Source organism: Parageobacillus galactosidasius (genome assembly GCF_002217735.1).
Taxonomy (GTDB): Bacteria; Bacillota; Bacilli; order Bacillales; family Anoxybacillaceae; genus Parageobacillus_B; species Parageobacillus_B toebii.
This window is the reverse complement of record NZ_NDYL01000001.1, coordinates 1683937-1698714: the sequence shown is the minus strand read 5'-3', so window position 1 is coordinate 1698714 and position 14778 is coordinate 1683937. Positions and strand designations below refer to the sequence as shown.

Here is a 14778-nt window from a genome sequence, read left to right as displayed (position 1 = left end):
TTAAAAAAACCCTATGGTTCATTTACATACCTTTTTTATAAGCATCAACTATCTTCAAAAGATCGTTTCTATCATTTCCTAACTGAATCTCAACTTTATTCTTAACATCAAACCCAATTTCCTCTGCAACTGCCATAAACACTGGTCCTTGTTTTTCGTTTTCGTGTTCTTTCTTTTTAATATAGAGGAATGACGTTTTCGCACCTGTACCAGATAATTGGAATGTAACTGTCGGTAATGAAACAACCGCTTTCACAATCGCGCGGCCACCTTCAAATTCGCCTGTTACTTCGTTTTTCTTACCCATTAAATATTCACGTACATGTTTATAGCTTGAGTTACTTAAAATTCCATCTGGAAGGACCATAATCAAATAACCACCTGGTTTTAATAACTCTAAATTTCGGTCAATGAATAATACCGCTTGGTCTGTCGAATTGACTTGTTTCCAAACACCTTTATTATTTGGCTTTGCTCCAAGACATAAACCTTTTTTCATCGGTTTTCCGTCTTCGTCAATGCCGGATGTATAACGTTCTAAAATGGCTCTGCCTTCTTCTGTTTTATTGGATACAGAACCGGAGCCAAACGGCGGGTTTGTGATAATCACATCAAATGATTCAGGTTGCAATGAATCGGTCATTAACGAGTCGCTTACCCAGAAAATCGGAGCTTTTGGCAATCCGTGCATCGCCATATTCAAACGTGCTTTTAAAATCATGCTCCGTGTTTTATCGGCACCAACAAAGCTATGCTCTTTCATTTTTTCTAAATGCTCTGTTATTTTTTCTTTTTGAATCCCAGCAAATTCTCTCGTAAAGTATCTTTTTATTGCTTCATAGGCTTTAATTAAAAATCCTCCAGATCCGCAAGTTGGGTCAAGTACACGGAAGGTTGGATTTCCATTTTCATCTGTTTCTAGCAATTTGGCTGCTTCTTTTGGATTCGATGTTAAATCATGCATTACCATATCTACCATTGCTTCGGTTACCTGACGCGGTGTTAAATACGTTGCTTGACCGACTTTACTGTCATATTTTCCGCGTAGTAACACATCGTATAGGCGTCCTAAAATATCAGCGGTTACATCTTTTAACGTCGCCTTTTTAATTGCTCCATTATCATCTTCGAACTCACCGAGCTCTTGAAAAGCTTCAAATGCGGCAACATAGTTTGCCGGATTTTCTAACTTAATAAACTCTTCTTCGTGAAAGATGTAGCACTTTTCACCTTTGTCGTTGATCGCTACATAATCTTCATGATTTTTTATTTCTTTAAATGCATCTTTGATTTGTTTTACCGCTTTTTTGCCATGTTGCTTTATGTACTCATACTTTAAAATGTCATATAATTTTAAACCAGCATTTTCTCCTTCTTTTAATACATAATCAGGGTGATAAAGGCGGAAAATTTCCATAAACAGTAATTTACTCAGTTCATCGATTGCCTCGTTCGTAGAACTAATATTATCGGCACCAGCGGGACCGTAAAGACGCTCATGTAAATCATCAAATCGTTTTTGCAGACTAGAATAAATATCAAGCGACCAAAGTTCTTGTTTTGTTAATTTTTTCTTTTCTTTTTTTGTTACATCCACAACAGATGGAATTTCTGCAATTGGCGCAGATTCAATACAATCGGCGTAATAGTTTACATCTCCATTCGTGGCCCAAATAAAGTCAGGAGCCGATTCATGATATTGTGCTTCAATTAGTGCAGATTGTTGCACCGCATATGATAAATCAGCGTCTTTTTCAAAGATTTTCACGTAAACGACTTTGTCATCTCCTGTCGCTGTGAAAATCATTGTTCCATCTTCTTCATTTGTAGTAAGCTCAGAGAATTGACCATATCCTTTCATTTTTAATTGTTCTTGTACTTGTTGAATTGTCGTTTCCATTCGTTATTTCCTCCTATTTTCGTTTTACACGAAGCAAATTTTCGCGCGGTGATTCATATTTACCGCTGCTAATGGCAACATCAATAATTTCGCTTTGCGGTACAATGACATCAGCAGGGAGCTGGGCGAAAACATCTGGATCAATTTTTGTCATCGGGCGACCTTGTAACGCCCGCTCAATCGCTGCCAATATCATTTGCCGACGTTCATCTTGCTTCACTGTCCAAAGCCCTTCTGCATTTTGAATGATACTTGGATCTAAGCACACAAACAACTCCATTTGTTCCCGATTCCAATATAACTCATTTTCATGTGCAATCGTTACAAGCTGGTCAATCGTTTTTGGGGTTTTTAAATATTCATATAAAATCATTTAACCCCTCCTTCTTTCATTCACTATTTTTCTAGCAATTTTTAGAACCTGCTCGACAGGTGCGGTAATTCCATTATGATAACTTTCTTCATAAGTGAGTCCTTTCGATAAATCCCAAAATGCAATCGTTTCAATATTTGTTGGGAGCATAGTAGTTAACTCAAATGAGGTTACCAACGTTTTAAAAACTGGAATCCAATAAGAAACATCATTTAATTTACCATACTCAAGTAGAATAATTTGTTTCGCATTACGATCGTAAAAGTACCCAAAATCAATATCTAGCCGTATGCGCCCAGTAAGTAACTCTTTTGGAATATGAATACTATTTCTATGATAATCTAGGTCAAAAATAGGTTGATCGTAACGTTCATTCATTAATTGATACAGTTTTTTCAAAAAAGAAATTGTGAGTTGTCTAGGATATAATTGATGTTCATAATCTGTAATGTATGATTCATCTCTTAGGTCAAAAGCATTATAAATTTGCCTTTCCGCCTCTCTTATCGCAAGTGCATAATTCCTTTTCCCTTTCAAAGGATAATTAAAATAGTATTTATAAAATCCGTATAACGATGGTAACCTCATTCTTGTATCCCTCCGATTAATTAACTAATTTTTTCACCATATTTTCAATCAAATTGATCTTTTCTGGTGATTCAGCCGGGAGGTAAATTCTTTCAAGATCATCTATACTTATCATCATTTGCAATTGTCCTCTTCGCTTAGCCCTTAACTGGAATCGTACCAAAGGATGAGACAAACACCATAACAAATATGCAGACGAATACTTACAATTACGTAGAACCACAAACGCACTAGATGCTAAAGCTCCTTCGTATTCTCTAGTTACAAAAGCCAACGGTTGGTTCTCTTCTCCAATATATGGTCCGACGACTCCTAGTAAAATGTCGTTTTCTTTCAATACATATCGGGCACGACTTCTCACTTTTTCGAATGATATGGTCTCTGCCGAAATAATCCGATACGAATTTGTATCAATATTTTTAAAGCCAATGTAACGAATTTTTTTATTGTTAAAATCCGCCGGGCTAACTGTTTGTCTTACGATTTCACAAACATCTTTTAACTGCACCCATCGTTCGGTTTTGATCTTATTTTTCAATTGTTCGAACGTTTTTGAAGTATGGTAACGATAATAATCGACATCCAACCGCTTTGTTGACAGTTGTTTTTGGACCCAAAACTCTGTCGGTAGCGACGCGTTTAGTTCATTTAACTCAAATCCATATAAGTTATGCAGTTGTTGTTTTAAAATAGCTTGTTGGTTATGACCTTCTTCTTCAGAATCCACATCTATTACAATCGCTAAATCCTCTAACTGTTTAAGCGAAATTTTCGGCAATACAGATGGAACCGCCATTTTTTTTAATGAAAGCATTCCGATATTTGAAGCAAAAAACTTCATTAATATTGCTTGAGCTTGTTGATCCACGGGGCGAATTTTTATAATATCAGGACTAATAACAGCTCCATCATATGCCTCATCAACAAGAGTAATTTTAGGAAGCGAGACAATTTTCGAAATTAAAATATCCCCTTTCCTAACAATCGCTTTCTCCTCAATTCCATCTAAATCAAATAAATATTTCATCCCCTTTTGCACTAACTTATTATCCACAATATTTGATAAGCGAATATAAGGAACAGTCGTTCTATAACCAACAAACTCTGTCGCGTTTCTTGTTCCATCTGTAATTTCTTTACATAACATCCGTAAAGGAACAGTCTGTTTATTTTCTAATTTCTTTTTCAACTCCAATTCAATTTGATAAAAATACGGATCTAAACGCTCGGTTCGCAAATCTTTTTCACAAATAAATTTATGTATACAACCACATCCTTTATTGTTCATTTTGTTCTCTTTTTTATATTTTTCCATCTTCAATTATAATTTACTAACAAATACATAAAATGTCAAACATTTTTTGAGTATTTATTTTTTATTGTTCATTTTATTCTCTTTTTAAATAACAAAAAAATAAATCTATAAATCTCTTGCTACAATAAATATGTAACGAAAGATTTATATCAAATCCGGCTCCATATGTTGGACATACCGTAAAATGGTTGTGATAGAGTGATAAACACAACAATGATTCCAACTTTCAGAACCATTGAAGTTCTTGTTTTTTATAGACAACAGTGTTCATAGTACCATAATTAGCGAACAGTACCTGGCACTGTTCGCTATTAATTAATATTTGATGTTACCCCCTCTTTTTTAATACCGCTCTTACCGGGCTTCCATCCGCTTCTGCAAGCGGAAGCGGAAAAGCTATCAGTTCATAGTCGCCTGGGGCCACATGATCAAGGACAATACCTTCTAAAATATGGATGCCATAACGAGTCAATTCATGATGGGCAGGTAACTCTTTGCTATCTAAAGGATCGACGGACGGCAGATCCACGCCAATGAGCCGAATGCCGCGTTCGGAAAGATATGGCGCTAATTCAGGTTCGATATGGGGAATGGCTTCTGGAAAGACCGTACGGTTTTTCCATGCGCCTGTATAAATTAATAGGCGTGTTGCTCCTTCTAAATTTACACTTTGCAATTCGTCTACTCCAATCTTCGTTTTGTTTGGCAGATGGATGACACGGGCTGGGCCAATGTATATATCCAAATCCAAATCAAGCACCCGCTTTCCTTCATTATCAAAATGAAACGGGGCATCAATGTGTGTACCTGTGTGGGTGCTCATCGTGATTTGGCCTACATTGACAGACCCGCTTTCCTCTTTGCTCCAATTTACACGGTAGGAAAAAGGAGTATCCCCTGGCCATACAGCAACTTTTTCATCCAGCCGTTGAGATATATCAATCCACGCGTTCATCATTTTTTCCCCCTTATTCATTTACTCAACAGGAAAGGAGGCCTTTTCCCCAGCCTCCTGCCATGCATACATATTAAAGCTTCGTTCTTAAAGTCCATAATTCAGGGAAGAAATGTTGATCAAGCGCTCTTTTTAAATAAGTGACGCCTGATGAACCGCCTGTTCCTTTTTTATGGCCAATAATTCGTTCAACCGTACTCATATGGTTATAACGCCATAACTGTTGCTGGCTGCCGATGTCCACCAACTTCTCGGCCAGCTCATATAAATCCCAATATTGATCCACGTTCCGGTAAACAGTCAGCCATGCTTCCTCTACACTGGCATTTGGCTGATAGGTTTGGGACCAGTCTCTGTCAAGAACTTCTTGGTCAATTGGCAATCCTCGGGCTGCGAGCGCTTTAATCGCCGCGTCATAGATGCTTGGCTCATGAAGCGCTCTTTTCAGCTTTTCATAAATCTCAGGATCATGTTGGAAGACTAATAATGTATGAGCATTTTTATTTCCAAACGCAAATTCGATCAAACGGTTTTGGTAGGACTGAAATCCGGATGCATGACCCAATTTATCCCGAAATTCCATGTATTCAGCAGGAGTCAATGTGGAAAGGACGCTCCAAGATTGGATCAATTGCTGCTGAATTCTGGATACACGTGAAAGCATTTTAAAAGACGGTTCCAAATCGTTGCGGAGAATACATTGAATCGCTGCGTTCACTTCGTGCAAAATGAGCTTCATCCAAAGTTCGCTTGCCTGATGAATAATAATAAACAGCATTTCATCATGATGATCGGACAATCGTTGTTGGCTGGATAAAATTTTGTCGAGTTGAAGGTAACTTGCATACGACATTTCTTTTCGGAAATCTGTATGAATCTCTTCCTCTAATCCATACTTGGAATTTGTTTCATTATTATTAATGTTCACCATACCTGGCATCCCCCTTTTTTCATTCCCATCCATAGCTGCCTTCTATTAAATTTGCTATGACGCTATTTATCTAGGTTGACGTCACTTCCAGAAAGTTGGAGGGCGTCGTTTGTTGCATGATGCATTGCATTTGTTTTTTTCCAAATAAAATAAGCAGCCGAAAGAAAAATTAACCACGGAATTCCAAATTGAAGCATGATTTTAAATTGCGTAAACCATGTCGTAATCATCAAGCTGAGCAATAGAACGCCCCCTAAAATCGTCAAATAAGGAAAACCGATCATTCTTACTGGTAATTTGCGTCCCCCCATTTGCTTCCACTTGCGGCGGAAAAATAAATGAGAAACGAAAACCATCAGCCATGTGAAAATGGCACCGAACATGGAAATCCCCATCATGACCGCATAAGATGTCCCAGGAACCAGCGCCGAAACGACGGCAGCGACGACAATCCCAAGTGTAGAAACCGTAAGAGCGTTTGTCGGAACCCCTTTTTTACTTACCCTTCCAAAGAAAGCAGGCGCATATTTTCCTCGTGATAATGAATATATCATCCGCGTTGATGCATATAACTGGCTATTCATAGCTGATAATGCAGCCGTTAAGACAATAAAGTTTACAATTCCCGAAGCACCAGGGATATTCAAGATTTCCATTACTTTGACAAATGGACTTTTATCGACCCCAGCCGATTTCCAAGGAACGATCATTAACATGATGGCCATTGTCAAAACATAGAAAGTCGACAAACGGAATACGGTTGCTTTTAATGCTTTCGGTACCGCTACATCCGGATCTTTCGCTTCACCTGCTGTAACCGCTATCAATTCTGTCCCTAAAAAGCTGAATAGAGAGATAAAGATGGCTACCCACATTCCCCACCAGCCAAACGGCAGAAAACCGCCATCGTTTACAAGATTTTCGCTTCCTATTCCCGGCTGATCAGACGCTCCAAATAGAACATATGCACCAAGGAGAATGAAAAGCACAATCGCACTAACCTTTATCATGGAGAACCAATACTCAAAAGTAGCAAACGTATTGACACTCGTAGCGTTGACATATATCAGCACACCGCCAAACAACAGGATCCATACGATTCCCGGAACGTTTGGAAACCAGTATTTCATATAGACAGCAATTGCACTTACTTCTACTCCCACAGCAAGTACATTCGCTATCCAGTACGAATAGCGAACAATAAAACCTGCATAAGGATGGATATATTTTTCCGCAATCGTCCCAAAAGACCCTGAAGTAGGATGGGCAACCGTCATTTCCGCTAAACATCCCATTAAAAGCAATACGATCAATGCGCCTATCATATAACTAATCAACACGCTTGGCCCGGCAGTTCCAACAGCAAGCCCGCTTCCAAGGAACAATCCGGTGCCGATGGCACACCCCATCGCAATCATGGTAAGCTGATTGGTTTTCAAATCGCGATTTAATCCTCTCTCCCGCTCATAAAGATCATGGAAATGATGATTTTGGTTTTCCATTGTTTCCTCCCCCTTTCTTCTCGTAAAACGCGACATCTTTATGCCACTACCTCGCGCTCATTCGTAAACTTTTCATATTGTTTTTCCTTCATAATTTTTTTCAGGATTTGGACGACTTTCCACACTTCTTCATAAGAAGTGTACAATGCGATCGGTGCTAAACGAATGATGTTGGGTGCACGAAAATCCGGGATCACTCCGTTTTCTTTCAATGATTTACAAATCCGAGCAGCTTCATCATGTTCGAGGCTTACATGCCCCCCTCGGCATGCATCGTCTCTAGGATTGCCAATGGTAAAACCAAAATCTTTCAGCTCATGTTCAATTAAGTACATTAAATATTGAGTGATTTGCAGCGACTTTTGGCGAATGTTTTCAATTCCGGCTTCGGCAAAAATTTCTAAGGATCCGATTAAAGGCGCAAGGCTCAACACGTGAGGCGTTCCGATTTGATAAGCCCCTGCCGTTTCAGCCGGTGTGAATGTATGCTCCATGTCAAACTGTTTATCTTTTCTGGAACCGAACCATCCGGCCAGGCCAGGAAGCTTCCCGAAATGTTTGCGATTCACATATAGTCCCGCGACACATCCAGGCCCCCCATTTAAATACTTGTAGTTGCACCAAAACGCAAAATCAACCTCCCACTCACTGAACGAATGAGGGATGGCACCGATAGAATGACATGCATCAAATCCAATGAAAATGCCACGAGCGTGCGCTTCCTCTGTTAAACGCTTCATATCCAATATTTGACCGCTTCGATAAAGAACCGTTGGTAAAATAATTAACGCAATATCGTCGGCCATGGCAGCGATAATGTCATCCTCTTCTAAAAAGCGGCCATCGCGGCTTTTTACACGGATAAGATGCGTATCTGGATCATAGCCGCGGATACGGAGCTGGCTTTGCAGTGCGTAAATATCAGAAGGGAATGTCAACTCATCAGCCAAGATTTTTGTACGTGTTCCCTCAGGTTTGTAAAAGGTCGCAACAAGTTGATGCAAGTTCACTGTCGTGGAACCAGTTACAATGACTTCTTCAGGAGAAGCTCCCACTAATGGCGCCATCATTTCCCCAAGCCTCTCAGACAGGTAAAACCATGGATGTCTCCCTTGCGTCCACCCGTCAATCCCTAATTCTTTCCAATCATCCAAAGATTCTAATAGCGTTTTTTCAGCTCTCTTAGAAAGAAGCCCTAATGAGTTACCGTCCATATAAATAGAGCCAGGCTTTAAGTAAAACTCATGGCGGAAATGCCATAGTTTATCTTCCCGATCGAGCTTCCTGGCAAATTCTAGTGTGGGTTCAAAAGAATAAGAAAGCATCCTATCCTATTCCTCCTTCACATTGTTTTTTGGGAAAATTGTATCAATGAAGTTGACATGATGTCAATTAAAAATAAAAAATTTTCTAAATGTTAAGTTAAGTATTAAAATTATCATAAATCATCCTTTTGTTTTCATCAGATTCCATTTATGCTATTAAAAAGGAAACGAATGGAGGGAATGTCGTGGATAGTAGCAAAGTGGCCGATAAACGTCATATGCGTTCCATCATGACACGCCAAAAACTATTGCAAGCGGCAAAAGAAGTATTCATTGAGGAAGGGTTTCAAAAAGCAACGATTACTCAAATTATCAAAAAGGCAAATGTGGGATACGGTACAGCCTACGTACATTTTGGAGGAAAAGACGAAATTTTGATTGTGCTAATGGAAGATGTGATGGAACAATTTTATCAAATTGCAGAAATGCCCTTCTTTCCAACGTCAAAAGAAGAAGCCCAACAAATCATCAAAAAACAGGCATATTCATTTTTAAAGATGGCAGAAGCAGAGCGAAGCATGATGCAAGTGTTTGAACAGGCTATCGGAGTTTCACCGGTTGTGTCCGCTAAATGGAAAGAAATCAGGGAAAAATTCATCCAGCGAATTTCACAAGATATCGCCTATTCACAAAAAAAAGGACTAGCCAAAACGCAGTTAAATCCCGAACTTGTTGCCCGCGGCTGGTTTTTCACCAACGAAATGTATCTTTGGGAAATTGTCCGCAATGAACATAAGGCATCCGTAGAAGACATTGCCCAAACCATTACAGCCGTTTACACAACGGGACTTTACCTGTAACGATATGTTTTTGTAAAAGCTCTTTTTTCCATAGGCTCTTTTTTAATAATTGACTTATGATAATTTTTTATAATAGATGTTTTATATCTTACAAGAAGATAAGAGGTGTTTGTTAAAATGATAGAAGCTTTGGGTGGCTTCTTTAGTGCAATCGCAACGGCCTATTAGGCAAAAAAAGTAGGAAAAAATAAAGATGACTTTTCTTTATACACATCTTTCTACATACTTGAACGCCTCCTAAAACGCATATATCAACTATTAATGTAGTCAAGAAAGCAACAATCTATAAAAACCCCCTTGCAGTAGACAGTACTGTCTACTGCAAGGGGGAATAATATCAAATTCAAGAACTAGGCGTACTTATAGTGTGCTTTTAGTGTTCTTTTCTTACAAAAGCGCTCCATTTTGAAGACGAAGAAATTCCGAAGCCTTATTGTTGCCACGCTTGATTGCAAGAGATAATGCGGTTTCCTCACCTTCAATCCTAGCTCCATGTTCGATCAATAAATGATGAAAGGGAGCGTACGTTTGTCTTATTTCAAATTTCAAAATACACTGGATTGATAGAAAAAAATGGGTTTCAGACGAATGTCTGTTATAGTAGAGAGGGAAAATTCCCCCTCTCTACGAACATCTTGAAAAAGAAAGCATGTTTAGTGCGTATTCCTTAATACCGTAATAAACCCATCCAGTATTTGATGACTGATTTTAAACCCTTTTCGGAGATAAAATTTTAACGCATCATCATTTCCGTTTGATACAAAAATAAATATGTCCTTGATTGATTGAAATGAACTTAACCATTCCATCGATTTTTCGAATAAAACGCTGCCAATTCCACGGTTGCGATATTTTTCTTTTATATAAAACTGCGAAAGGCAGCCAACATCATCGGTTGGAACAGAATCAAAATCAAAAAATGCGTCACACGGCAAAGTCGCGAAATTATTGGAATAGATTGTTTTTGGAGAAATATTGCTATATGCATACCCAACAATTTCATCGTCATCTTTCGCTACGATGATGTAGTTCACTTTCGCCTTTTCGATCGATGGAATCATTCTCGTTTCAAAACACATCCCGTCAAACCACTCGGGATGGATCGTTGCTTTAGATTTTTGATAGGCCATTAATTCATTGCATAAATCTTTAATACAAATAATCTCGTCTTCGGAAATCACTTCATAACGAATCCCCATGTTCCAACTTCCTTTCGAAGGGATCAAGTAAAAAATAAGGAGAAGGGCATCATCATCTTTAACAAACAGTCTTGTCTAAGCGACAGCCTCATCTTTGTTCTCCGGAATATCCCCCTAAAGGAATGTTATCTTTCCGCGCCACGCCAGTGCGATATGCCGCTTCAATAACGGCTTGTCTCACTCGTTCTACCACTTTGTTATTAAACACGCTCGGAATAATATATGTTTCGCTTAACTCGTCGTCAGTTACAACGGAAGCGATCGCTTTCGCTGCGGCGAGTTTCATTTCTTCGTTAATTTCTTTTGCGCGGCAATCGAGCGCACCGCGGAAAATGCCTGGGAAGCAAAGAACGTTGTTAATTTGGTTCGGATAATCGGAACGGCCTGTCGCCATCACGCGAACGTATGGCTCCGCCAGTTCTGGATCGATTTCCGGCACTGGATTGGCCATCGCGAAGACGATTGGATCTTTCGCCATTTTTTTCACATCATCGACTTTTAAAATGCCTGGAGCGGAAACGCCGATAAATACGTCCGCACCCGCGATAACCTCGGATAAACTGCCTTTTTCGTTATCTGGATTGGTGATTTGCGCATATTCTTGCCAATACGGGTTATCGTACTTCTCGTCGCGATGAATGGCACCATGACGGTCTACACCGATAATATTGCGCACACCGGCTGCCAGCAAAATTTTCGTACAAGCAATTCCAGCGGCGCCGATTCCCGTTACGACAACTTTAATGTCCTCTAGTTTTTTGCCGACAATTTTTAATGCATTTAATAGCCCCGCAAGCAGCACCACTGCTGTTCCGTGTTGGTCATCATGAAATACAGGGATGTCCAGCTCTTCTTTTAACCGTCTTTCTATTTCAAAGCAATGCGGCGCCGAAATATCTTCCAAGTTAATGCCGCCAAACGCTGGCGCAATCGCTTTCACAATTTGAATAATTTCTTCTGTATCTTTTGTATCTAAGCAGATTGGGAAGGCATCGACGCCCGCAAATTGCTTAAACAACATCGCTTTTCCTTCCATCACTGGCATCGCCGCGTAAGGTCCGATATTGCCAAGCCCAAGCACCGCTGTACCATCGGAAATGACCGCCACCGTATTGCGCTTAATCGTTAAGGAATATGCTTTTTTTGGGTCTTCCGCAATGGCTTTACATACTCGCGCTACCCCTGGCGTATAAACCCGTGATAAGTCATCACGCGTCTTTATCGGAAATTTCGAGTTCGTTTCGATTTTTCCACCGATATGCATCCAAAACGTACGATCTGATACGTGAATAATTTTAACGCCCTGAATTTTTTTCAGCGCTGCAATAATTAAATCGCATTGTTTTGTATCTAACGCACTGACGGTGATATCACGCACGGTATGTACTTTGCTAGATGAAATAACATCAATCCCGACGATATCTCCCCCTGCTTTTCCGATCGCAGCGGCGATATCGCTGAATGAGACATGATCTTTTTCATATTGAAGACGAATCGTGATGTTCATCGTTGCGCCACTTGGTAATGCCATTACACTCTACCTTTCTTTTACATTTTTATCCATATAAAAAACTCCCACGATTCACATGTTATCTCATTAAAGAAAAAAAGACAACCCTTATCCTATCGGAAAAGGTCTGCAACTGCTTCTTGCGATGGTTTCTCCGCTAAAAAGCAGAATGGACATACATAATCGGAATATACTTTATGGTGTCGGTCGCATTTATTATATTATCACATCTGTTTCGTATTATTATATGAAAATATCACCGGACCGAAAACTTCGGCGAGCGTTGGCTGTAAAAGACGTATGGCGAGAAGGCCGCATGCGGTTTCTAAAGGGAAAACATATAAGACACAAACTTCATTCACTCCTAGATAAAATAAAGAGGATGCGAACATAAGAATGAAACATATTATCGATCGTTTTGAAAGCGATTTGGATGCTTTTGAAGCAAATGATAGATATCGGAAAAAGCATGCTTCCTAAGAACGCTGCGGTCGGCGATGTGGTCATATTAGAAAATGGCCATTTTCGCGTTGACAAAGAAGAAACTGATAAACGGAGAAAAGAAATGGAGGATTTGATTTAATGAATGAACTGGTTGAGGATGAAAAGCAATAAGCCCCTTTCAAGGTGAGGAAGGGGCTATTTTTATTTCCTTAATCGATGAAACGTGGATATTAGCCAATCACCGTGCTTAACGTTAATACTCCAAGCAATCCATAAATAGCAATAAGAGTAAACATTAAACAAACTGTTTTCACTGTCTGTCCTATCGTCAAGTTAAAATATTCTTTTGTCATCCAGAAAGATACATCGCTTGGTGGAGCAAAAGCTATAGAAGCGGTTCCAATTGCTAATACCATCAATTCAGGGCTAACACCTGTTTTTTGTACAACTGGCGACATCATTGCTGAAGTGGTTAAAACTGTTACCGTGGCAGACCCTACGGCTAACCGTATTATACAGGCAATAATCCATGCTAATATAAATGGTGAGATATTCCATCCACTTGTGAATTGAGCAATGTAATCGGCCATTCCACTATCAATAATAACTTGTTTGAATGCACCACCGCCTCCAAGAATGAATATAATTCCGCCCATAGAAATCAGTGCTTCTTCTGCGATTTTCATTAGTTGAGTAATCGTCCTTCTTTTTTTACGCAAACCAAATACATATACTGCGATGAAGAGCGATATAAGCAAAGATACATCAGCATTACCGATAAAGGTTAAAATTTTGTAGATTGTAGAGGTTTTAGGAAGTGTATATTCTGCAATTACTCCGATCAAAATGAGAATAACCGGCGACAAAGTCGTTAAGACGCAAGTTGCAAATGATGGGACTTCATCCATGTTGAATTCTGTCTTTGTTACTAAATGATCTGGAACTTCTACGTCCCAATTTTTATATAATATGGAAAATAAAGGACCGAAAATAACTGAAGCTGGAATTGCTAGAATCAACCCATAGGCCAGAACAACTCCTAAATTGGCTCCTAAAACAGACGAAATAGCAGTTGGTCCTGGATGTGGAGGTAAAAAACAGTGTGTTATTGATATTGCTGCTAAAAACGGTATACCCACTTTTAGCAACTTCACTCTTGCTTCAACTGCAACAGTGTAAACTATTGGAATCAACAAAATGAAAGTGACTTCGAAGAATAATATTATCCCCAATATAAAAGATGCCAGGCAAACTGCCCAACCCACTCTTTTTTCACCAAAATTATTAATTAGAGATCTTGCAATTCTGTGGGCTCCACCGCCTTCAGATATGATTTTCCCAAAAATAGCACCCAAGCCAATAATGATGGCTAAATGTCCTAGGGTACCTCCAAGGCCAGATTCAATTGATTTGACAATAGTTAATGGTTCCATCCCTTGGAAAACCCAAACGAATATGGCCGATAAAATCAGAGATAGAAAAGCGTTAAGCTGAAAAACTATGATTAGTAGAAATAATAACACTATCCCTAGTGCCAATATAATAAGTGGCATATGATCACTCCATTCTTAAATTTATTAATGCAATTCATTAAAACAACTCCAACAACCAATGAATTTAAAAAATATAATTAATATTCAGAAAAATAATATCCTATTAATCCGATAAACTTACATCATTTCATTTGGTAATTTAGTGTATTTCATTACTAACCAACTTGTAGACTTAATTACCTGGTGATCCTTTTTGTAAACGGTTACAACACAAATAATATCCCCCCCCTTATTTATGTAGACCAAAGAATCATATCAAGGAAAAAACCAATCCCATCGTGCAAGTTCTCATTTAAGTATCTTTTTTTGCATATGTATTTGTATTTTTGCAAATGTATGCTAACATTTGATTATTTTACTTTTCATATACTATTTTGAAAGGG

13 protein-coding genes are annotated in these 14778 nt (G+C 38.9%); 2 read left to right on the top strand and 11 right to left on the bottom strand.

Features of this window, described 5'->3' with window-relative positions; translation table 11 throughout:
• Positions 1–22 precede the first annotated feature (22 nt).
• The 8 genes from B9L23_RS09015 to kynU form a co-directional block, all read right to left on the bottom strand.
• Entirely contained in the window at positions 23–1900 is a 1878-nt protein-coding gene (locus B9L23_RS09015; protein WP_089097413.1) for an HsdM family class I SAM-dependent methyltransferase, read from the bottom strand.
• Between the two features lie 13 nt (positions 1901–1913).
• Complete coding sequence (locus B9L23_RS09010; RefSeq protein ID WP_089097412.1) at positions 1914–2273, bottom strand: hypothetical protein; 360 nt, start codon at positions 2271–2273, stop codon at positions 1914–1916.
• Positions 2274–2861, bottom strand: a complete 588-nt coding sequence (locus B9L23_RS09005; RefSeq protein ID WP_089097411.1) for a hypothetical protein — start codon at positions 2859–2861, stop codon at positions 2274–2276. It abuts the gene before it with no gap.
• Positions 2862–2877: 16 nt separating this feature from the next.
• Positions 2878–4149, bottom strand: coding sequence for a restriction endonuclease subunit S domain-containing protein (locus tag B9L23_RS09000; RefSeq protein WP_089097410.1), 1272 nt, complete (start codon positions 4147–4149; stop codon positions 2878–2880).
• A 355-nt stretch (positions 4150–4504) separates the two neighbouring features.
• Positions 4505–5131 (bottom strand): arylformamidase, encoded by a 627-nt coding sequence (kynB, locus tag B9L23_RS08995; protein WP_089097409.1) that lies wholly within the window; start codon positions 5129–5131, stop codon positions 4505–4507.
• A 73-nt stretch (positions 5132–5204) separates the two neighbouring features.
• Positions 5205–6062, bottom strand: coding sequence for a tryptophan 2,3-dioxygenase (gene kynA, locus B9L23_RS08990; protein WP_089097408.1), 858 nt, complete (start codon positions 6060–6062; stop codon positions 5205–5207).
• A 62-nt stretch (positions 6063–6124) separates the two neighbouring features.
• Positions 6125–7564, bottom strand: a complete 1440-nt coding sequence (locus tag B9L23_RS08985) for an amino acid permease (protein WP_089097407.1) — start codon at positions 7562–7564, stop codon at positions 6125–6127.
• Positions 7565–7602: 38 nt separating this feature from the next.
• Positions 7603–8889, bottom strand: coding sequence for a kynureninase (gene kynU, locus B9L23_RS08980; protein WP_089097406.1), 1287 nt, complete (start codon positions 8887–8889; stop codon positions 7603–7605).
• 185 nt (positions 8890–9074) lie between these two features.
• Between kynU and B9L23_RS08975 the strand changes: the two genes are divergently transcribed.
• A complete protein-coding gene (locus B9L23_RS08975; protein ID WP_089097405.1) occupies positions 9075–9689 on the top strand; it encodes a TetR/AcrR family transcriptional regulator in 615 nt (204 codons plus the stop codon).
• A 653-nt stretch (positions 9690–10342) separates the two neighbouring features.
• Here B9L23_RS08975 and B9L23_RS08970 read toward each other — a convergent pair.
• On the bottom strand, positions 10343–10888 hold the full coding sequence (locus B9L23_RS08970) for a GNAT family N-acetyltransferase (protein ID WP_089097404.1): 546 nt from the start codon (positions 10886–10888) through the stop codon (positions 10343–10345).
• 88 nt (positions 10889–10976) lie between these two features.
• Positions 10977–12419: an NAD-dependent malic enzyme gene (locus B9L23_RS08965; RefSeq protein ID WP_089097403.1), complete on the bottom strand. Its 1443-nt coding sequence runs from the start codon at positions 12417–12419 to the stop codon at positions 10977–10979.
• 412 nt (positions 12420–12831) lie between these two features.
• Here B9L23_RS08965 and B9L23_RS08960 point away from each other — a divergent pair, with 412 nt between their 5' ends.
• Complete coding sequence (locus B9L23_RS08960; RefSeq protein WP_223812141.1) at positions 12832–12981, top strand: DUF3006 domain-containing protein; 150 nt, start codon at positions 12832–12834, stop codon at positions 12979–12981.
• 91 nt (positions 12982–13072) lie between these two features.
• Here B9L23_RS08960 and B9L23_RS08955 read toward each other — a convergent pair whose 3' ends face one another.
• Positions 13073–14395: a gluconate:H+ symporter gene (locus tag B9L23_RS08955; protein WP_081189718.1), complete on the bottom strand. Its 1323-nt coding sequence runs from the start codon at positions 14393–14395 to the stop codon at positions 13073–13075.
• Positions 14396–14778: the final 383 nt, after the last annotated feature.

Excerpts from the sequence above, each read along its gene's own strand:
- B9L23_RS09015 (WP_089097413.1), bottom strand. The coding sequence starts at position 1,900 with ATGGAAACGACAATTCAACAAGTACAAGAACAATTAAAAATGAAAGGA.
- B9L23_RS09010 (WP_089097412.1), bottom strand. The coding sequence starts at position 2,273 with ATGATTTTATATGAATATTTAAAAACCCCAAAAACGATTGACCAGCTT.
- B9L23_RS09005 (WP_089097411.1), bottom strand. The coding sequence starts at position 2,861 with ATGAGGTTACCATCGTTATACGGATTTTATAAATACTATTTTAATTAT.
- B9L23_RS09000 (WP_089097410.1), bottom strand. The coding sequence starts at position 4,149 with ATGAACAATAAAGGATGTGGTTGTATACATAAATTTATTTGTGAAAAA.
- kynB (WP_089097409.1), bottom strand. The coding sequence starts at position 5,131 with ATGAACGCGTGGATTGATATATCTCAACGGCTGGATGAAAAAGTTGCT.
- kynA (WP_089097408.1), bottom strand. The coding sequence starts at position 6,062 with ATGGTGAACATTAATAATAATGAAACAAATTCCAAGTATGGATTAGAG.
- B9L23_RS08985 (WP_089097407.1), bottom strand. The coding sequence starts at position 7,564 with ATGGAAAACCAAAATCATCATTTCCATGATCTTTATGAGCGGGAGAGA.
- kynU (WP_089097406.1), bottom strand. The coding sequence starts at position 8,889 with ATGCTTTCTTATTCTTTTGAACCCACACTAGAATTTGCCAGGAAGCTC.
- B9L23_RS08970 (WP_089097404.1), bottom strand. The coding sequence starts at position 10,888 with ATGGGGATTCGTTATGAAGTGATTTCCGAAGACGAGATTATTTGTATT.
- B9L23_RS08965 (WP_089097403.1), bottom strand. The coding sequence starts at position 12,419 with ATGGCATTACCAAGTGGCGCAACGATGAACATCACGATTCGTCTTCAA.
- B9L23_RS08960 (WP_223812141.1), top strand. The coding sequence starts at position 12,832 with ATGCTTTTGAAGCAAATGATAGATATCGGAAAAAGCATGCTTCCTAAG.
- B9L23_RS08955 (WP_081189718.1), bottom strand. The coding sequence starts at position 14,395 with ATGCCACTTATTATATTGGCACTAGGGATAGTGTTATTATTTCTACTA.